Below are 19,536 nucleotides of genomic sequence, written 5' to 3'. Positions count from 1 at the left end.
TCTTCTCCTTAACGTAGCGTTTTCGGCAAACAGCCGTAGTGTTGCCGAAAACGGGCGGTGAAACGAGAACTGGAAAGATACCCACATTGTAATGCGATTTCGCCAATGGGTAATCGGGTCGATTGCAGCTGTGACAGCGCAACGGCCATTCTCACCTCTTCCACGATCTGGCGAAAACTCTGCGACTCTTCACGCAACTTTCTGCGCAACGTCGGCACGCTTAAGGCCAGACGGCTTGCGATATCCTGCGCAGTCCAGGATCTGGCCGGCGATAGCATAATGAACTGTCGCACCTGCTCAGTCAGGTTACTGCTTCGCTCAATAAGCAGCGGACCTGCCACGCCTTCATGCAGCAATGCCAGCAAAAGACCGAAGGCCTGATGTTTTTGTAACGCCTCCGGTAAATCCTGACGCACGGCGTGCAGCAGGTTATCCCACATAAACGTCAGCCCCTCGCTCAACGGGACACAAAGGGAATGTAACGTCGTGCCCGGCCAGGATTTCAGGTAATGCGCTTTAAACTCGGCCAGGATTTCTGGCGACAACATCAGCAAGTCCGATCGAAACATGCCGTTCGCAGGCTGATTAATAATCTCCATTGACGTATTGGCCGGGATAATAATCAGCGCATCCCTCGTTGCCACCAGGCGATTGTCATCCTGAACAATGACCTTACTGCCGTGAGTAATGTGACAAATGGCCGGAAAAAAAAGTTTAACCTGGTGCAGGCGATGCATTTTGCTGGCACTGACTTCGCCCGCCGTCAGCTGTTTATGTTGAAGGTAAAACTCCTGCACCGGGTCATCCTTATCTGCTGTACGTTGCGGTTAACTGCGTTTTTCCCAGAACGTGACTGTTTATCATATAACCGACCAGCGCGCCGCTGGCATTGTTATCAAGGGGCAGTGTGTCCACGTTCAGCGCCCAGACGGTAATCTGGTAACGGTGCGGTTTGTCTCCCTCAGGTGGACATGCTCCGCCAAATCCAGAATAACCGAAGTCATTACGCCCCTGCACCGCGCCAGCGGGTAATTTCTCACTCTTTGGGTTACCCGCGCCCGCAGGCAGTGCCATTGTTTTCGCAGGAATATTGGCGACTGTCCAGTGCCACCAGCCACTGCCGGTGGGGGCATCGGGGTCATATACCGTGATGGCAAAACTTTTCGTACCGGCTGGAGGATGTTTCCATGCAAGCTGCGGAGACTGATTATCACCGTGGCAGCCAAAACCGTTGAACACCTGCTGTTGCGCTAAACGGTGCTCCCCGGAGATATCCTGACTGGTGATACTGAAAGGCGTTGCCGCTAAAACCTGAAAACTTATCGCCGCCAGAGCGGTTGTTGCTATTACACTGCGCTTTTTCATAGGGGGGTCCTTTGCTGAACGGGAAGCCCCAATGTAAGGCACGCGGCCATACCGTAATGTGCTTAAGCGATTTGATTTTGTGCCGAAACGCTCAAAGGCATCCACAGATGATTGCGACTTGCTGAATGTGATAATCTACGCGCCATTTCCCTGAAATCGACAGAACAGCAAATTATGAGTGTACGTTTAGTGTTAGCCAAAGGGCGCGAGAAATCCTTACTGCGCCGTCATCCCTGGGTTTTTTCTGGCGCAGTTGCCCGCATGGAAGGCAAAGCCAGCCTCGGTGAAACCATTGATATCGTTGACCATCAGGGGAAATGGTTAGCGCGAGGCGCATACTCGCCTGCGTCCCAGATCCGCGCTCGCGTCTGGACCTTCGACAAAGATGAAACCATTGATATCGACTTCTTCGTTCGCCGCCTGCAGCAGGCGCAGCAGTGGCGTGAATGGCTGGCAAAGCGTGACGGTCTGGACAGCTATCGTCTGATCGCCGGTGAGTCCGACGGCCTGCCGGGTGTGACAATCGATCGCTTCGGCAACTTCCTGGTGCTGCAACTCCTGAGCGCCGGAGCGGAATACCAGCGTGCCGCGCTGATAAGCGCGCTGCAAACGCTGTTCCCGCAGTGTGCCATTTACGACCGCAGCGATGTGGCAGTGCGCAAAAAAGAGGGCATGGAGCTGACTCAGGGGCCAGTAACGGGCGAACTGCCGCCAGCCCTGCTGCCCATTGAAGAACATGGCATGAAGCTGCTGGTGGATATTCAGGGCGGTCACAAAACGGGCTATTACCTTGACCAGCGCGACAGCCGTCTGGCGACCCGCCAGTACGTCGCCGACAAGCGCGTGCTTAACTGCTTCTCCTATACCGGCGGTTTCGCCGTTTCGGCGCTGATGGGCGGCTGTGCTCAGGTCGTCAGCGTGGATACGTCGCAGGAAGCGCTTGACGTGGCAAAACAAAACGTCGAGCTAAACAAGCTGGATTTGAGCAAAGCGGAGTTTGTACGCGACGACGTTTTCAAGCTGCTGCGTAAATATCGCGATCAGGGCGAGAAGTTCGACGTTATCGTGATGGATCCCCCTAAGTTTGTGGAGAATAAAAGCCAGCTGATGGGCGCCTGCCGCGGGTACAAAGATATTAACATGCTGGCCATCCAGCTGCTGAACCCGGGCGGCATTCTGCTGACGTTCTCCTGCTCCGGTCTGATGACCACAGATTTATTTCAGAAAATCATCGCCGATGCCGCAATAGATGCTGGTCGTGATGTACAATTTATAGAGCAGTTCCGTCAGGCAGCCGATCATCCCGTGATTGCTACCTACCCGGAAGGGCTGTATCTGAAAGGGTTTGCCTGTCGCGTCATGTAACTTGAAAAGAGAAATATTGACCACACATAACGTGTAAGTCGTATTTCCCGGGAGGTGACTATGATTGCCAGCAAATTCGGTATCGGCCAGCAGGTCCGCCACACTTTGCTAGGGTATTTGGGTGTGGTCGTCGATATCGACCCGGAGTATTCCCTTGATGAACCGTCAGCAGACGAGCTGGCGGTTAACGCCGAGCTTCGCGCTGCGCCCTGGTACCATGTGGTGATGGAAGGTGACGACGGACAACCCGTTCATACCTACCTTGCCGAAGCGCAGCTGAGTAGTGAGTTGCAGGAAGAGCATCCGGAGCAACCTACGATGGATGAACTTGCTCAGACCATCCGTAAACAGCTACAGGCTCCGCGCCTGCGGAACTAAGCGTGTAAAAAAAGCCCGATAACGGGCTTTTTTTTATTATTTCGCCAGCCCCAAACGGGGGATCTCAATCGCCGGGCATCGGTCCATGACCACCTTCAGACCCGCTTCACGCGCCAGCACGGCCGCCTGCTCGTTAATCACACCCAACTGCATCCACAGGGTTTTCGCCCCGACGGCAATAGCATCCTGCGCTACGCCCCATGCGGCCTCGGAATTACGGAAGACATCGACCATATCAATTTTTTCGGGTACGTCAGCGAGCGTCGCATACCCTTGCTGGCCCAGCAACGTTTTCCCCGCCACTTTTGGCGAGACCGGGATGACGTGATAACCCTGATCGAGAAGGTATTTCATCACCCGATAGCTGGGACGATCGGGTTTATCGCTCGCGCCCACCAGCGCAATGGTCCGCGTGGATGTCAAAATCTCAGCAACATCATTCTCTTTCATGGTTTTTCTCCTGGCTTTTTTAAAAGTGTACGCCAAAGCGCACATCTCAACCATCCATCCCATACAGATGCATGAGGGCAAAACGGCAAAATATGTCTATATGTTAGTAAACGTGATTATCGAAAAATTTAGATACATTAATGCGGCGACAGTATGTCTGACGGGAGCCTCCTATGAAAACCGGTATTGCCACGGCTCTGATTGCGTTAGTGATGCCGGTTTGCGTATTTGCTACCACGCTTCGGCTCTCTGGCGACATTGATCTTCTGGTACTGGACGGAAAAAAAGTGTCCAGCTCATTATTACGCGGTGCTGACAGCATCGAATTAGATAACGGCCCCCATCAACTGGTCTTTCGGGTAGAAAAATCGATCGGCCTGGCTAACCATGAGCAACGACTGTACATCTCGCCGCCGCTGATTATCAGCTTTAATACCCGGCAAATCAGTCAGGTGAACATTACCCTGCCTCGCCTTGAAACAGAAAAGGAATCGGCGGCCTTTGACGCGTCGCCGCGCATTGAACTGCTGGACGGCGATGCGATGCCGATCCCGGTGAAGCTGGATATTCTGGCATTAACCACGTCCCCGAAAGGCCCGGATTACGAGGCGGCTACGCAGGTTTATAACAAAGCCGGTAAACGCGCCTCCCTTCCGCAGTTTGCCACCCTGATGGCCGACGACAGTACGCTGCTTTCCGGCGTATCAGAACTGGATGTTATCCCGCCTCAGTCCCAGACGCTGACGGAACAGCGCCTGAAATTCTGGTTCCAGCAGGCCGATCCCGACACGCGGGCCCGATTTTTACAGTGGGCAAAGCAACAACCTTCATCCTAAGCCACATTTTTTTCGCCTGAGGCTTGCAGCGTCAGGCGCTTCCCGTCATCGTGTAGTCAGTTAACCTGATGGATATGATTATGGAACTGACAACACGCACGCTGCCTGAACGCAAACACATTGCACTGGTGGCGCACGATCACTGTAAACAAATGCTGCTTAACTGGGTGCACCGCCATCAGTCTTTGCTGGAAAAGCATGCCCTTTCAGCGACCGGCACCACCGGAAACCTGATCCAGCGCGAAACGGGTCTGGAGGTCAATGCGATGCTGAGCGGCCCGATGGGCGGCGATCAGCAGGTCGGCGCGCAGATTTCCGAAGGGAAGATTGACGTGCTGATCTTCTTCTGGGATCCGCTGAACGCGGTTCCGCACGATCCCGATGTTAAAGCCCTGCTGCGTCTGGCGACGGTGTGGAATATTCCGGTGGCGACAAACCTCTCGACGGCGGATTTCATCATCGAATCACCGCAGTTCAATTCGCCGGTTGATATCCTGATTCCGGACTATCAGCGTTATCTTTCTGAGAGACTGAAGTAGCTTTTTTGCCGGGTGGCGGCTTCGCCTTACCCGGCCTACCCATCCTTGCCCGTCGTCGCTACGGCTTTCTCGCTACCGGCACATCAATACTCTTCAGAATATCGACAAACACGGATGGCTCCGCTTTATTGAACAGCAGCCAGACGCGGTGACGTGCGCGCGTCATTGCCACATATAGCAAACGTCGCTCTTCGGCATCCGGGAAGTCTTCCGGCACCGGCAGTAGGGCCTGTTCCATCACCGATTCACGGGCCGGAGCCGGGAAACCGTCGCTGCCCTCTTTCAGCCCCATCACAATCACATAATCGGCCTGCTGCCCTTTGCTGGCGTGAATGGTCATAAATTCAAGCTGCAGTTTCGGCCAGCGGGTAGCTGCTTTTTCCAGCGCTGCAGGTTTAAGGTGATGATAACGCGCCAGCACCAGGATACGCTCATCGGGCTTCGCATAGCCGCTGAGCTTGTCCAGCAGCGGTTCCAGCTGGTCATCCGCCAGCAGGGTGACGGCTTTTTTATCCCCAGGCCGCAGGCTGTTAAGCGGCTTGGTCAGCTGATGCGGGTTTTGCTGGATAAAACGGTTGGCGATTTCACCAATCCGGGAGTTGAAGCGATACGTGGTGTCCAGATCGCTGCGATCCCCTTCACCAAAATAGTGGTGGAACGCGGTCGTGAGTGAAAGCTGTGCGCCGCTGAAGCGATAGATAGCCTGCCAGTCATCCCCCACCGCAAACAGCGAGGTATGTTTATTTTGCGCCCGTAGCGCACAGAGCAGTGCTGCGCGCTGGGGTGAGATATCCTGAAACTCATCCACCAGAATATGTTTCCACGGACTGACAAAACGTCCTTTCTCAAGAATGACGATCGCCTGATGGATCAAACCGGAAAAATCGACGGCATTTTCCGCCTTCAACGCGGCTTTCCAGGCTTTTAAGAGCGGTGCCATCAGTTTGACCCGCTTCGAAAATAGATCGCGGATCCCCTCTGGCGCACCTTCAATCATTTCTGCCTGTGAGCCACCGTGCATCCGCATCAGGCTGACCCAACGGTCAAGACGCGATCCCAGCCGACGCGCCAGTTTATCATCCTGCCAGAAACTGCCTTCCGGCACTGCCCAGTTGAGCTCCTCTTCCAGCCACTGACGCCACCCTTTCGCCTGCGCTTTTTTCTCACTGCACTGCTGACGCCACGTTTTGATAAACAGCGCCTGGCGCGCCTGCGTGTCATTTTCCAGTTTACTGACGGAAGGCACTTTTTTACTGCCCTGCTGAATGATATGCAGCGCAAGGGCATGGAAGGTTCTGGCAGTAATGTCCCGGGTATGCAGACGCTGCTGAATGCGTTCGTCCATCTCCTCAGCAGCCTTACGGCCAAAAGCCAGCAGCAGAATCTGATCGGCAACCGCTTCACCGGTCGTCAGAAGCCAGCCTGCACGCGCCACCAGTACCGACGTTTTGCCGCTTCCTGCCCCCGCGAGCACCAGCAGCGACTGCTCGCCATTGACCACCGCGCGAGCCTGCGCAGGGTTGAGCGGCGAAGATTCCACCGTACTGAAAAAGTCGGCGTACTGGGCCAGCATGGCATCTGTCCAGGCCTGGTTATGCGCCAGCCGACTCTTATCCCTATCGTTCAGCCAGGCCTGACACTGACGCCAGGCGTCGCGACAGTTGTCGAACTCATCAAGACGCGTTACGGCAATCGGCAGGGCCGAGAGAGCCTGGCGAATCTTTTGCTGCAGCCCGGCAGTCTGCTGGCGGGTCAACCACGTTTGTTGCGCGTTGCTCTGGGCGATCTCGTCCAGCACCTGGTGCAGAACCTGGGCGGCAATCACGCTCATGTCGTGACTCCACTGCTGCCAGCGGGCGTTCAGGTGGTGATGAAAACGCTGGGTTTCCGCCCACTCGGTGCCGTGAAGACGCACGACTTTATCGTCTGGCAGAACAAACTCCAGCTCACCCCATACCAGCCCACGCTTACAGTGGATGGCCAGAAGCTGATTAAACGGAATAAGGTATTCGTGGCGTTCTCCGGAGACTTTCACCCCGGCGTTGAGCAAAACAACGCTGTCATAAGGGTGTTGTGCCAGGCGTTTGCCTAATGAAGTTGCTTTCAGTTCCATGTCCCGCCAAATCCACGAAGAGATAATTTACCTGACAGTTTAACTGCCAGTTTTAAGGTGCTCCAGCCTAAAAAAACGTTACAATCATTGGGCGTTAATTTTATCGAAAGGAAGTGAGGGTTTATGCGTACCGTTCTGAATGTCTTGAATTTTGTGCTGGGCGGTTTTGCCACCACCCTTTCCTGGCTTTTTGCCACACTGGTGAGCATCGTCCTGATTTTCACACTCCCCCTGACCCGCTCCTGCTGGGAAATCACCAAACTCTCGTTAATCCCCTACGGTAACGAAGCCATCCACGTTGACGAACTGAATCCGGAAAGTAAGAACGCCCTGATGAACACGGGGGGAACCCTGCTGAACATTCTGTGGCTGATTTTCTTTGGCTGGTGGCTATGCATCATGCATATTTTTGCCGGTATTGCCCAGTGCATCTCAATTATTGGGATTCCGGTAGGGCTCGCAAACTTTAAGATCGCCGCCATCGCCCTTTGGCCCGTCGGGCGCAGAGTTGTTCCGGTTGAAGTGGCCCAGGCGGCGCGTGAAGCGAACGCACGCCGTCGTTTTCAGTAAATAAGGACTGGCCGCGTTTATGCTAAGCCCACTGCTTCGCCGTTATACCTGGAACAGTTCCTGGCTTTACAACGTCAGGATTTTTATCGCGCTTTGCGGCACGGTAGCCCTGCCGTGGTGGTTGAATGACGTCAAACTCACCATCCCGCTCACGCTGGGGGTGGTGGCCGGGGCGCTTGCGGATCTGGACGATCGCCTGGCCGGTCGTTTGCGTAATCTGGTGATTACGCTCGTCTGCTTTTTTATTGCGTCAGCGTCCGTTGAGTTGCTCTTCCCCTGGCCGTGGCTGTTTGCGCTGGGCCTGACGCTTTCGACCAGCGGGTTTATTTTGCTGGGTGGACTGGGGCAGCGCTATGCCACCATCGCCTTCGGCGCCTTACTGATCGCCATCTATACCATGCTGGGCGTGTCACTTTACGACCAGTGGTACCAGCAACCTCTACTGCTGTTGCTGGGCGCCATCTGGTATAACCTGCTGACGTTAACCGGCCATCTTATCTTCCCGGTTCGCCCGCTGCAGGATAACCTTGCCCGTAGCTTTGAGCAGTTGGCCCATTATCTGGAACTGAAATCCCGGCTGTTTGACCCGGATATTGAAGAAGAAAGCCAGGCGCCGCTTTACGATCTGGCGCTGGCAAACGGTCAGCTGGTCACCACCCTTAACCAGACGAAAGCCTCACTGCTTACCCGTCTGCGCGGCGATCGCGGTCAGCGTGGAACGCGAAGAACCTTACACTACTATTTTGCCGCCCAGGACATTCATGAACGCGCCAGTTCCTCGCATGTTCAGTACGCCGCCCTGCGTGAAAAGTTTCGTTACAGCGACGTGATGTTCCGCTTCCAGCGCCTGCTGTCCATGCAGTCCCTGGCCTGCCAGCAGCTCTCGCGATCCATTCTGCTGCGCACGCCCTATCAGCATGACCCCCGTTTCGAACGCGTGTTTAGCCATCTTGATGCGGCGCTCGACCGCGTTCAGGCCAGCGGAACATCACCGGAACATATCAAAGCGCTGGGTTTTCTGCTCAACAACCTGCGGGCTATAGATGCTCAGCTGGCGACCATCGAATCCGAACAGGCGATGGCGCTACCGGGTAATGATGTGGAAAATCAGCTGGCTGATGACAGCGTGCATAGCTTTAGCGATATGTGGCTACGGCTGAGCCGCAACTTTACGCCAGAGTCGGCGCTCTTTCGCCACGCGGTGAGAATGTCTCTGGTGCTATGCGTCGGTTATGCCTTTATCCAGATAACCGGTTTGCAGCATGGCTACTGGATCCTGCTGACCAGCCTGTTTGTCTGCCAGCCAAACTATAACGCCACCCGGCACCGCCTTGCGCTGCGTATTATCGGTACGCTGGTCGGTGTCGCGATTGGACTTCCCGTGCTGTACTTCGTGCCTTCTGTTGAAGGGCAGCTGGTGCTGATTGTGATTACCGGCGTGTTGTTTTTCGCGTTTCGCAACGTGCAGTACGCTCATGCCACCATGTTCATCACGCTGCTGGTGCTGCTCTGCTTTAACCTGCTGGGTGAAGGGTTCGAGGTCGCCCTGCCTCGCGTGCTCGATACCCTGATCGGCTGTGCGATTGCCTGGGCAGCGGTGAGCTTTATCTGGCCGGACTGGCGTTTCCGTAATTTACCGCGGGTGTTAGACAGGGCATTGAACGCCAACTGCCGATACCTGGATGCCATCCTTGAGCAGTACCACCAGGGACGCGATAACCGTCTGGCTTATCGGATAGCCCGCCGCGATGCGCACAACAGTGATGCTGAACTGGCTTCGGTTGTCTCTAACATGTCAACGGAGCCTCGTGCCACGGCCGAGATGCGTGAGACGGCTTTCCGGTTGCTCTGCCTCAACCATACCTTCACCAGCTATATTTCCACGCTGGGTGCACACCGCGAGAAACTGGTCAACCCGGGCATACTCAACCTGCTGGATGACGCGGTCTGCTACGTCGATGATGCACTGCATCACCGGCCAGCCGATGAACCGAAAGTGAGACAGTCGCTGGATGAACTGACTCAACGTATCGCGCGTCTTGAGCCAGGAAACGACAGCAAAGCGCCGCTGGTGCTACAGCAGATTGGCCTGCTTATCGCTCTGCTGCCAGAAATTTGCCGGTTACAACAGCAAATCGCTACCTGGAGGAGTGATTCTTCTGTGGCTCAGGCAGCGCATTAAACCACTCCGTCAACTCCCGGCGAGTGCCTGCCGGGAGTGCCGCCTCATGCAAACCCTCAATAGCCCCCTCAAGGGCGAAGAGCACTTTAATACCGAGTGCCCTATTTTTAGCCCGCATCTTTAACCAGCACTCCCTGGCACCCAGTGCCCGCAGCGTCTCTTCGTTAGTAATGCCAGCTTCAAAAAGTAATACCTCAAGCTGAAAGGTCAGGTTTGGCAGATCTTTAAGCCGGTTTCGTTGATGGCGCTGACAGCGCTCTTTCCTCGCCGCATTGAGCGCGAAAGAGGAGAGCTGAAGCAGCCGTTCCCTGTCTTGCCACAGTCCATCATCGACACGGTAATAGTTGAGAAGTACCGGGCGGCCTCGTTTCATCAGCGTCAAAAAAGAGGCGGCATTTTTTACACAGTATTTCGCGCTTTCTTCACAGGCGCGAAGGTACAGCTCGCCATCTGACACCATGGCAAAAACCGCGTCATCTACCGCCAGGGTATAGCCACCGAACAGGGCGCGATGATGAATTTCTCCTAGCGGTGAGAGGTATTCCTGGGATTGATAAATCCGTTCATAAGATATCTTTTTCATGATATTTCCCTTCTAAATCATAAAGTAACAGCGAAATTTCTTACTAGCGGATCCGTTAGCAGGAAAATAGGCAACTTAGCGCCGTTGAGCAAGATGATTTTTCGAGGGGCATCAACATTGAACGAATTTTGCGAGTCGCTTTCCGAAAATGAGGTTGATCTTTATGCATACAGGGGTTACTGTATATCCATACAGTAACTACAGGGCTGGAATGAATATGTACACTTCAGGCTATGCAAATCGCTCAACTTCTCTCTCCTCTACCGCGGGCACTGTCGCGCACAACACCGTTGGGGGTGTTTCGACGGGGCTTATTAGTGAAGTGGTTTATCGTGAAGACCAGCCTCTGTTGACCCAACTCCTGCTACTGCCTTTATTACAGCAGCTTGGTCAGCAATCGCGCTGGCAGCTCTGGCTGACGCCACAGCAAAAATTGAGCCGAGAATGGGTTCAGTCCGCAGGCCTGCCGCTGGCTAAGGTGATGCAGATTAACCAACTCTCTCCCTGCGATACCGTTGAGTCTATGGTTCGCGCGTTGCGCACTGGAAATTACAGCGTGGTGATCGGCTGGTTACCCGAAGAACTGACGGAAGAGGAACATTTTCGTCTGACTGAAGCGGCTGAAGAAGGGAATGCGATCGGGTTCATCATGCGCCCGGTTCGTCCAGATTCTTATCGCAGAGGACAACTTTCTGGGCTAAAAATTCACTCAAATTTGTATCATTGAGCGAAATTAAGATTTTTCCTGGAATTTTTTTTGACCGCAAGATACAGATTTAGTTCCTAGAGTCAAAATTGCGGCAAGGCGCGTCTGGAGCGGTTCTCCTTAATTTTACTGCACAAAATTCGTTCTAAAAATGTTAAATAATAGGTATACGGAACTTTTTTTTTCATATGCCTGACAGACTTCACACTTGTAAGTTTTCAGCTACGTTGTAGACTTTACATCGCCAGGGGTGCTCGGCCTAAGCCGAAGATATCGGTAGATTTATATTTGACCACGCCCCCCGGTGAAGGATTTAACCGTGATTCTCTACTTGAGACATTCATGGCGAATTTTGGATGATAACGAGGCGCAAAAAATGAAAAAGACAGCTATCGCGATTGCAGTGGCACTGGCTGGCTTCGCTACCGTAGCGCAGGCCGCTCCGAAAGATAATACCTGGTATGCAGGTGGTAAACTGGGCTGGTCTCAGTTCCACGACACCGGCTGGTACAACAGCAGCCTGAACAATGATGGCCCTACTCACGAGAGCCAGCTTGGTGCAGGTGCGTTCGGTGGCTATCAGGTTAACCCGTATGTTGGTTTTGAAATGGGTTACGACTGGTTAGGTCGTATGCCATACAAAGGCGACAAGGTTAATGGCGCTTTTAAAGCTCAAGGCGTACAGCTGACCGCTAAACTGGGTTACCCAGTTACTGACGATCTGGACGTGTACACCCGTCTGGGTGGTATGGTATGGCGCGCTGACTCCAGCAACAGCGTCGCTGGCGACGACCATGACACCGGTGTTTCCCCAGTATTCGCTGGTGGCGTTGAGTGGGCTATGACCCGTGACATCGCTACCCGTCTGGAATACCAGTGGGTTAACAACATCGGCGACGGTGCTACCGTTGGCGTTCGTCCAGACAACGGCATGCTGAGCGTAGGTGTTTCCTACCGTTTCGGCCAGCAGGAAGATGCAGCACCAGTTGTTGCTCCAGCGCCGGCTCCAGCTCCAGAAGTACAGACCAAGCACTTCACTCTGAAGTCTGACGTTCTTTTCAACTTCAACAAAGCGACTCTGAAACCGGAAGGCCAGCAGGCACTGGATCAGCTGTACACCCAGCTGAGCAACCTGGATCCTAAAGACGGTTCCGTAGTGGTTCTGGGCTTCACCGACCGTATCGGTTCTGACGCTTACAACCAGAAACTGTCTGAGAAACGTGCTCAGTCTGTTGTTGATTACCTGATCTCTAAAGGTATCCCAGCTAACAAGATCTCCCCACGTGGTATGGGCGAATCTAACCCAGTTACTGGCAACACCTGTGACAACGTGAAAGCTCGCGCTGCACTGATCGACTGCCTGGCTCCAGATCGTCGCGTAGAGATCGAAGTTAAAGGCGTTAAAGACGTTGTAACTCAGCCAGCGGCATAAGTTATCGTCTTATAAAAAAACCCCGCAATGCGGGGTTTTTTATTGTCTGAAGAAAAACACAAATCTACTTTTTGCCCAGCAACGCCTGAAGGTCGTTTTTCAGCGACGACATTTGGTTAGCATACTTCTCTTTATGTTCGGCATCCTCAATCAACTGCACGATGGTTTCCGACAGCGTTTTACCACGCCGTTGCGCCAGCCCAGCCAGACGCTGCCAGACCACGAACTCCAGATCGATTGATTTTTTACGCGTGTGCTGATGCTCAGCATTAAAATGCCGTTTGCGTCGCGCGCGGATCGTTTGCTTCATCCGGTTTAACAACGCGGGATTGATGTGTTTCTCAATCCAGCCGTTAACCTGTACCGGTTCATTCTCGAGGGTCAGCAAAATATCCACGGCTTCTTGTGCAGCGCTGGCTTCGATGTAGCAGGTGATCAGCTCCCCTTCACGGTGCTTTTTGACCAGGTACTTCCATTTCCAGCCGCTTTCGAGATTTTCCAGTTGTTGATATTTCATTGCGATCTCAGTGTTACCACGTAACTCTGTTCAGAATATCAGTTTTTTGGCAATCTGCTGAAAAGAAATCATATCCTGTGAGTCAATGCAGCCATTCCCGCTGTCGAAATACCCAATCCTGCTTGGGTAGATCCCCCCGCTTACGGTATACTCCACGCTTTTACATCTGACTAAAAAACATCAACTTTGACGATTACGAAACTTGCATGGCGTGACCTTGTTCCGGATACCGAGAGCTATCAGGACCTGTTTTCACAGCCCGAACTCGCAACAGAACATCCATTCATCCTTAGCGATACGCAACCCCGTTTGCATTATGCGCTGGAGCAGGCGTTAAGCCCATGGGCGACATCGCCCTTCATGCTGCTGAAAGCCCCCGAAGAGGCGGAATATCTGACGCTTCTCGGGGATGCTATGCGCCAGTTGCGCCCGGAAGCGAACGCGGTCTTTGGCGGCCAGTATCGTATCGCGGGAGATAAGATCGCCTTCGAACCGGCGGACCAGGCCGATGACCGTTTTGCAGCGACAGGTGAAGTCATTACCGCTAACTGGGTCGAGGCTGAACAACTCTTTGGCTGTCTGCGTCAGTTCAACGGTGAGCTTTCACTGCAACCGGGTCTGGTACATCGCGCAAACGGCGGCGTGCTGATCATCTCTCTGCGCACCCTGCTCTCGCAGCCGCTGCTGTGGATGCGCCTGAAAACGATTGTGACCCAGCAACGCTTTGACTGGGTCGGTTACGATGAGTCTCGCCCTCTGCCGGTCTCCGTGCCGTCAATGCCGCTGTCGCTGACCGTCGTGCTGACGGGCGATCGTGAATCGCTGGCTGACTTCCAGGAAATGGAGCCGGAACTGGCTGAGCTGGCGGTTTACAGCGAATACGAAGACAACATCCAGGTAGCCGATGCTGATGACATGGCACAGTGGTGTCAGTGGGTGCTGGCCGTTGCGGAACGCTTTGCATTGCCAATGCCTGCCGCTGACGCGTGGCCGGGTTTGATCCGCGAAGCGGTTCGTTATACCGGTGACCAGGAAACCCTGCCGCTCAGTCCACTCTGGATAGGCAAGCAGCTGCGTGAAGTGGGTGTGATCAGCGGTAAAGGTGCGTTTACTGGCGAACAGCTCACGCAGATGCTGGCGCAGCGTGAGTGGCGCGAAGGCTATCTTGCTGACCGTATGCAGGATGAAATTCTGCTGGAACAAATTCTGGTCGAGACCGAAGGTGAACGCGTCGGCCAGATTAACGCCCTGTCCGTGATTGAATTCCCTGGCCACCCGCGCGCGTTCGGGGAACCCTCACGCATCAGTTGTGTTGTGCATGTTGGCGATGGCGAGTTCACCGATATTGAACGCAAAGCCGAGCTGGGTGGCAACATTCACGCCAAAGGCATGATGATCATGCAGGCGTTTTTGATGTCTGAGCTGCAGCTTGAGCAGCAAATCCCCTTCTCCGCCTCGCTGACGTTTGAACAATCCTATAGCGAAGTGGATGGCGATAGCGCCTCTATGGCGGAGCTCTGCGCCTTGATCAGCGCCCTGGCAGACGTGCCGATCAACCAGAACCTCGCGATCACCGGTTCGGTCGATCAGTTCGGTCGTGCTCAGCCTGTTGGCGGTCTGAACGAAAAAATTGAAGGCTTCTTCTCTATCTGTCAGCAGCGTGGTTTAAACGGCAAACAGGGTGTGATTATTCCAGCACCCAATGTACGCCATTTAAGCCTTAGCCAGGCTATTCTGGACGCGGTTGAGCAGGAACAATTCGCCATCTGGGCCATCGAAGGGATTGAGGATGCACTACCCTTACTGACAAACCTGGTATGGGATGGCGAGGGGCAGACGACCCTGATGCAGACCATCCAGGAGCGAATTGCTCAGGCGACACAGCAGGATGCTCGCCACCGTTATCCATGGCCGTTACGCTGGCTGGGCTGGTTTAATTCAAACTGATCGGACTTGTTCAGCGTACACGTGTTAGCTATCCTGCGTCCTTCACTAAAATAAGGCTTACTGAGAACATGGTAGATAAACGCGAATCCTATACAAAAGAAGATCTTCTTGCCTCTGGTCGCGGTGAACTGTTTGGCGCGAAAGGCCCACAGTTACCGGCCCCGAACATGCTGATGATGGACCGTGTCGTGAAAATGACCGAAACCGGCGGCAACTTCGATAAGGGTTACGTAGAAGCAGAACTCGATATCAACCCGGACCTGTGGTTCTTCGGTTGCCACTTCATTGGCGATCCGGTAATGCCTGGCTGCCTGGGCCTGGATGCCATGTGGCAGCTGGTTGGCTTCTATCTGGGCTGGCTGGGTGGTGAAGGCAAAGGCCGCGCACTGGGCGTGGGCGAAGTGAAATTCACCGGCCAGGTTCTGCCTACAGCGAAGAAAGTGACCTATCGTATTCACTTCAAGCGCATTGTTAACCGTCGCCTGATTATGGGCCTGGCGGATGGCGAAGTGCTGGTAGATGGTCGTCTGATCTATACTGCGAACGACCTGAAAGTTGGCCTGTTCCAGGACACTTCCGCATTCTGATTTTGCGTTAAGCCCTCCCTGAAAGGCGAAACCTCCGCAGTGCGGAGGTTTCTTTCTTTAAAGAGACGTTATCAGGCAATGAGTGCCCTGTCGCCGATGGCTTCTCGCCAGCCTCCAAGCCATTGTGACCTTTGATTTATCGTCTGATAAGGACACATTTCTTTAGAACGTCCAGCGATGCCGGCCTGATAACCACGTTGATGAGCCCGTTCCAGGCGATCTCGTTTCTGTCTCTTCATGCCTCGTTTCCCTCATTCTTTTGTCTGGTGGAAAGAAAACAGTGTCTGCACTAAATGTACAGGCACAGATAACGAATACCCCGAATTCATTGCAGCGTCAATGTTCAAAATTCATACGGGTGTCATATTTGTGAGCTAGCCAGAAGATCATTTGTACAAAAAGTGTGACCCGGCACAAGTAACAACCTGAAGCCAAAACGAAAAAAAAACCGCAATCAGCGACAGGCTAACTGCGGTTTTTGATGATGAATTTTACTTATGGCAGCCGGGAAATCTCCCTGGCGATACTGGCTGACTCCTGCGCCCAACCCTGAGCAAGGACTTTCACCATTTCATCATAGCCATCTTTCTGCTGCTTCAGTTCCAGATGGAAAGGACGTTTAATCAGCTGTCCCTGATGATTCAGCAGCCACTCTCCGCTGATGATAACGGCACCGTCATACCGACCATGGAAGCCCGTTACCGTGACGTTCAGCGTATCCTGATCGCTACCCAGTGGCTGGGAAGCGACAACCCAGCCCGGAAGCTGGCTGCTCAGATTTGCCACCAGCGTATTGCGCAACTGCTGATCCAGCGGGCTGGCCCACAGATTATTGTTGGCGATGGTGTACTGTACATCGCTGGTCTGGTAGACCACCCCGTTGCCGGCCAGGTAGTCCGGCACGGCAACTTGCTCAACCCACAGCAGACGGTTGCCTTGCGAAGCGGTACTCTGGGTACCTGCCTGCGCCATCAGCGGTAGCTGATAGTAGCTTTTCGTTTCACTTCCTGAGCTACAGGCCGTGAGTACCATCGCTCCTACAATCGCTAGCCATTTTTTCATTGTTTCGCCCTCTTCGGCTCAGGATCCTTTTTATCTTTCGCTTCAAACACCAGCGCGTTGCTCTTCTCGTTGAGCGTTTTCAGAACCGGCTGCAGTTCGCGCAAGACCTGATCAAGACGCTGCATATCTGCCACCATCTTGTTGTACGCCGCCGAGCCTGGCTGGAAGCCCTGCATACTGCGGTTCAGCTCACGCAGCGTTTTCTGCATATCCTGCGGCAACTGCTGCATGCTCTGGCTTGCAGTGAGCTTATTGATGTTATCCAGCGTGGTTTGCAGGCGTTGCATCGTCGCCTGGCTCTGATGTAACGAACCTGTCGCGGCTTCAATCATTGGGTTCAGCGGCAGATTGTTAATCTTATCCAGCGTTTCCATCAGACGCTGCTGGATCTGAGCCAGTCCGCTGCTCACGGTTGGGATGATTTTATAGCCACCGAATTCACGAATGCCGGTAATCGGCGGTGCTTTCTGATAGAAATCCATATCCACATACAGCGCGCCGGTCACCAGGTTGCCGGTCTTCAACGACCCGCGCAGACCACGTTCCATCAGTTGAGAGATATGCGTGGCAATATCCTGGTTCTCGCCAATCTGGTTGATCAGACGTTCTGGTTCGATACGAATCAGCACCGGAATGCGGTAATCATCATCCAGGACCTGCTGCAGACCAGGCACAAAGAACGGTACTTGCCCAACCGTACCGAGACGAATGCCGCGGAACTCAACCGGCGCCCCCGGCTGCAGGCCACGAACGGAGTCTTTAAAGAACATCAGGAAGTCAACGTGATCGGTGTAGAGCGCATCCTGAATGCTTTTTTGATCGTCAAACAGGCGGAAAGCAGTGTTCTCCGCAACCGGCTGCCCCAGATCCAGACCTTCCGGCACGTCAAAACTTACGCCACCGCCAAACAGCGTTGTCAGGGAGCCCATTTCAACACGCATGCCTGCCGAGGTCAGATCGACCGCGATGCCGCTGTCTTTCCAGAAACGGACATTGCTGGTGACCAGACGATCGTTAGGTGCATTGATGAACAGCTGATAGCTGATGGACCTTTTCTGTGGGTCAAACGTGCTTTTCTCAACCGAACCCACACGATAACCGCGGAACAGCACCGGATCGCCCGCCGTGAGCTGGCCCGCTTTTTTACTGTCTAAAATCACGCGAATACCTTTTGCATCCGGCGGAGCAAGCGGCGGTGAATCCAGAAGCTGATATTGCCCCGGCTGGTTACCTTTTGTACCCGGCTGGAGTTCAATATAGGCACCTGACAGCAACGTCCCTAAGCCGCTGATCCCTTCGCGCCCCACCTGCGGTTTAACCACCCAGAAAACAGAATCGCCATGCAGCAGTTTTTCCATGCCGGCATTCAGGCGCGCCTTGATCTCCACATGGGTTAAATCGTCGGTCAGGGTTGCGCTTTCCACCACGCCCACATCCACGCTGCGGCTTTTGATGGTCGTTTTACCGCCCTCAATCCCCTCAGCATTGGTGGTAATCAGCGTCACTTCCGGTCCCTGATGGCTGTAATGATAAAACAGGATCCAGGCACCGATCAGCGCCGTCACGATGGGGAAAATCCACACCGGCGACCAGTTTTTGACCTTCTGCACTTTCGCCTCTCCACTCTTATTTTCCATGCTCTTACTCTTCCTCATGGCTTGATTCAGGCTCACGATCCCACGATAAACGAGGGTCGAAGGTCATGGCAGCAAACATGGTCATAATCACGACCAGCGCAAACATTAAAGCCCCCATCGCGGGATAAATACTCATCAAACCGCCCATCCGCACCAGCGCAGAGAGAACGGCAATTACAAACACGTCGATCATTGACCAGCGACCAACAAACTCGACCACCTCATAAATCAGATGCATGCGTTCGCTGTCGCGCTTTCCGTGACCTTTTGCATCCCAACAGAGCCAGGCAATGGCGATCATTTTTAAGGTGGGTACCATAATACTGGCGATGAAAATCACGCCGGCGACCGGGTAGGATCCTTCACCCCAAAGCAGGATCACCCCCGCGAGGATCGTCGAGGGCATTTTGTCACCGAGCAGGTCGGTGATCATAATCGGCAGAATATTGGCGGGAAGATATAGCATGACGGATGTCACCAGCAGCGCCATTGTCCACTGCAGGCTGTTCTTGCGACGGACGTGGCCTTTCGTTTCGCAGCGCGGACACACGTCGAGATCGGCGGGCAGCACGGCGGTACAGCACGGACAGGAACGCAGCCCCTGGCGGATACCCGGCACACCGACCTTCACCGTCTGTGCAAGCGTCGGTGCCGGGGCGATATCGTCCCACGCCCAGCGCCTGTCCACGCACTGGAAGGCGCGCAGCTGCAGGACGCAATACAGGCACCAGGGCACAAAGCTACTGCCAATCCCGACATCGCCATACGCCATCAGCTTCACGAAACTGACCAGTATCCCGGCCAGAAAGATCTCAGCCATCCCCCAGCTTTTGAGCTGGAAAAGGACACGCGCGAGCCGGATTTTCAGTGATGTCGGCATCCTGACGCGGTTGACCAGCAGAAGAATGACCACCAGGCAAAACGCCGGGACTATCTGGACAAACAGCAGAAAAAAGGTGCCGAGGCTGGCGTAATCTTCCGAGAACATCACGCCCGGGATTTCAAGCAGATCCACCTGGCTTGTCATCCCCCCCACCTTCATATAGATGAAGGGGAAGAGATTGGAGAGCAGCAGCATAAATAATGCCGCCAGTGCGTAAGCAGTGGGACGCTGCCTTGGCGCGTCCCACTCGGTCGTCAGCGTTGCGCCGCAACGTGGACACAGGGCTTTATGTCCGTGACCCAGCTCTGGCAACGCCACGAGCATATCGCATTGCGAGCATAATATATGCCTGTCGGCATGGTGCTGGTCACACATATGTTATCC

The 19,536-nt window shown here is 54.1% G+C and carries 20 protein-coding genes; 10 read left to right on the top strand and 10 right to left on the bottom strand.

Going from position 1 to position 19,536, the window contains the following annotated elements:
- Positions 1-8: 8 nt before the first annotated feature.
- Together ACOTYN_RS16450 and ACOTYN_RS16445 are read right to left on the bottom strand one after the other, a co-directional pair.
- On the bottom strand, positions 9-737 hold the full coding sequence (locus tag ACOTYN_RS16450) for an AraC family transcriptional regulator (RefSeq protein WP_234449864.1): 729 nt from the start codon (positions 735-737) through the stop codon (positions 9-11).
- A gap of 70 nt (positions 738-807) precedes the next feature.
- On the bottom strand, positions 808-1,365 hold the full coding sequence (locus ACOTYN_RS16445; protein ID WP_014883261.1) for a kinase inhibitor: 558 nt from the start codon (positions 1,363-1,365) through the stop codon (positions 808-810).
- Between the two features lie 174 nt (positions 1,366-1,539).
- Between ACOTYN_RS16445 and rlmI the strand changes: the two genes are divergently transcribed.
- Both rlmI and hspQ read left to right on the top strand, forming a co-directional pair.
- Positions 1,540-2,730 (top strand): 23S rRNA (cytosine(1962)-C(5))-methyltransferase RlmI, encoded by a 1,191-nt coding sequence (rlmI, locus tag ACOTYN_RS16440; RefSeq protein ID WP_063434371.1) that lies wholly within the window; start codon positions 1,540-1,542, stop codon positions 2,728-2,730.
- Between the two features lie 60 nt (positions 2,731-2,790).
- Positions 2,791-3,108: a heat shock protein HspQ gene (gene hspQ, locus ACOTYN_RS16435; protein WP_008499919.1), complete on the top strand. Its 318-nt coding sequence runs from the start codon at positions 2,791-2,793 to the stop codon at positions 3,106-3,108.
- 36 nt (positions 3,109-3,144) lie between these two features.
- Here hspQ and ACOTYN_RS16430 read toward each other — a convergent pair whose 3' ends face one another.
- Positions 3,145-3,558 carry a CoA-binding protein gene (locus tag ACOTYN_RS16430; RefSeq protein WP_014883259.1) on the bottom strand — a complete coding sequence of 138 codons (414 nt, stop codon included), beginning with the start codon at positions 3,556-3,558 and terminating at the stop codon, positions 3,145-3,147.
- Between the two features lie 173 nt (positions 3,559-3,731).
- On the opposite strand from ACOTYN_RS16430, the gene csgI reads away from it, so the two are divergent.
- Both csgI and mgsA read left to right on the top strand, forming a co-directional pair.
- A complete protein-coding gene (gene csgI / locus ACOTYN_RS16425; protein ID WP_023332617.1) occupies positions 3,732-4,394 on the top strand; it encodes a curli synthesis inhibitor in 663 nt (220 codons plus the stop codon).
- Between the two features lie 80 nt (positions 4,395-4,474).
- Entirely contained in the window at positions 4,475-4,933 is a 459-nt protein-coding gene (mgsA, locus tag ACOTYN_RS16420) for a methylglyoxal synthase (RefSeq protein ID WP_050862070.1), read from the top strand.
- A 58-nt stretch (positions 4,934-4,991) separates the two neighbouring features.
- On the opposite strand, the gene helD is transcribed toward mgsA, so the two are convergent.
- Positions 4,992-7,046 carry a DNA helicase IV gene (helD, locus tag ACOTYN_RS16415; RefSeq protein ID WP_221703689.1) on the bottom strand — a complete coding sequence of 685 codons (2,055 nt, stop codon included), beginning with the start codon at positions 7,044-7,046 and terminating at the stop codon, positions 4,992-4,994.
- 123 nt (positions 7,047-7,169) lie between these two features.
- Here helD and ACOTYN_RS16410 point away from each other — a divergent pair, with 123 nt between their 5' ends.
- Positions 7,170-7,616: a YccF domain-containing protein gene (locus ACOTYN_RS16410; protein ID WP_014883256.1), complete on the top strand. Its 447-nt coding sequence runs from the start codon at positions 7,170-7,172 to the stop codon at positions 7,614-7,616.
- A gap of 19 nt (positions 7,617-7,635) precedes the next feature.
- A complete protein-coding gene (yccS, locus tag ACOTYN_RS16405; RefSeq protein WP_179120688.1) occupies positions 7,636-9,798 on the top strand; it encodes a YccS family putative transporter in 2,163 nt (720 codons plus the stop codon).
- Here yccS and ACOTYN_RS16400 read toward each other — a convergent pair.
- Complete coding sequence (locus ACOTYN_RS16400) at positions 9,755-10,381, bottom strand: TfoX/Sxy family DNA transformation protein (protein WP_045134652.1); 627 nt, start codon at positions 10,379-10,381, stop codon at positions 9,755-9,757. The two genes, yccS and ACOTYN_RS16400, sit on opposite strands and share 44 nt — an antisense overlap.
- A 217-nt stretch (positions 10,382-10,598) precedes the next feature.
- Between ACOTYN_RS16400 and sulA the strand changes: the two genes are divergently transcribed.
- Both sulA and ompA read left to right on the top strand, forming a co-directional pair.
- A complete protein-coding gene (gene sulA / locus ACOTYN_RS16395) occupies positions 10,599-11,108 on the top strand; it encodes an SOS-induced cell division inhibitor SulA (RefSeq protein WP_014883253.1) in 510 nt (169 codons plus the stop codon).
- A 355-nt stretch (positions 11,109-11,463) separates the two neighbouring features.
- On the top strand, positions 11,464-12,519 hold the full coding sequence (ompA, locus tag ACOTYN_RS16390) for a porin OmpA (RefSeq protein ID WP_139243817.1): 1,056 nt from the start codon (positions 11,464-11,466) through the stop codon (positions 12,517-12,519).
- A 64-nt stretch (positions 12,520-12,583) separates the two neighbouring features.
- Here the strand turns inward: ompA and matP are convergent, their stop codons facing one another.
- The gene (matP, locus tag ACOTYN_RS16385; protein WP_023332611.1) at positions 12,584-13,036 is read right to left on the bottom strand and encodes a macrodomain Ter protein MatP; all 453 of its coding nucleotides are present in this window, start codon (positions 13,034-13,036) and stop codon (positions 12,584-12,586) included.
- A 186-nt stretch (positions 13,037-13,222) separates the two neighbouring features.
- Between matP and ACOTYN_RS16380 the strand changes: the two genes are divergently transcribed.
- Both ACOTYN_RS16380 and fabA read left to right on the top strand, forming a co-directional pair.
- Positions 13,223-14,983 carry an AAA family ATPase gene (locus ACOTYN_RS16380; protein ID WP_014883250.1) on the top strand — a complete coding sequence of 587 codons (1,761 nt, stop codon included), beginning with the start codon at positions 13,223-13,225 and terminating at the stop codon, positions 14,981-14,983.
- Positions 14,984-15,051: 68 nt separating this feature from the next.
- Positions 15,052-15,570, top strand: a complete 519-nt coding sequence (fabA, locus tag ACOTYN_RS16375) for a bifunctional 3-hydroxydecanoyl-ACP dehydratase/trans-2-decenoyl-ACP isomerase (RefSeq protein ID WP_000227926.1) — start codon at positions 15,052-15,054, stop codon at positions 15,568-15,570.
- Between the two features lie 71 nt (positions 15,571-15,641).
- Here fabA and rmf read toward each other — a convergent pair whose 3' ends face one another.
- The 4 genes from rmf to pqiA form a co-directional block, all read right to left on the bottom strand.
- Positions 15,642-15,809: a ribosome modulation factor gene (rmf, locus tag ACOTYN_RS16370; protein ID WP_013097261.1), complete on the bottom strand. Its 168-nt coding sequence runs from the start codon at positions 15,807-15,809 to the stop codon at positions 15,642-15,644.
- 256 nt (positions 15,810-16,065) lie between these two features.
- A complete protein-coding gene (pqiC, locus tag ACOTYN_RS16365) occupies positions 16,066-16,632 on the bottom strand; it encodes a membrane integrity-associated transporter subunit PqiC (protein ID WP_014883249.1) in 567 nt (188 codons plus the stop codon).
- The gene (pqiB, locus tag ACOTYN_RS16360) at positions 16,629-18,269 is read right to left on the bottom strand and encodes an intermembrane transport protein PqiB (protein ID WP_014883248.1); all 1,641 of its coding nucleotides are present in this window, start codon (positions 18,267-18,269) and stop codon (positions 16,629-16,631) included. The genes pqiC and pqiB overlap by 4 nt, the downstream gene beginning before the upstream one ends.
- A gap of 4 nt (positions 18,270-18,273) precedes the next feature.
- Entirely contained in the window at positions 18,274-19,527 is a 1,254-nt protein-coding gene (pqiA, locus tag ACOTYN_RS16355) for a membrane integrity-associated transporter subunit PqiA (RefSeq protein WP_014883247.1), read from the bottom strand.
- Positions 19,528-19,536 lie beyond the last annotated feature (9 nt).

Source organism: Enterobacter cloacae complex sp. IR5458, from assembly GCF_049238025.1.
Lineage (GTDB): Bacteria > Pseudomonadota > Gammaproteobacteria > Enterobacterales > Enterobacteriaceae > Enterobacter > Enterobacter kobei.
The sequence above is the reverse complement of the archived record's forward strand: the minus strand, read 5'-3'. Positions and strand labels throughout refer to the sequence as shown.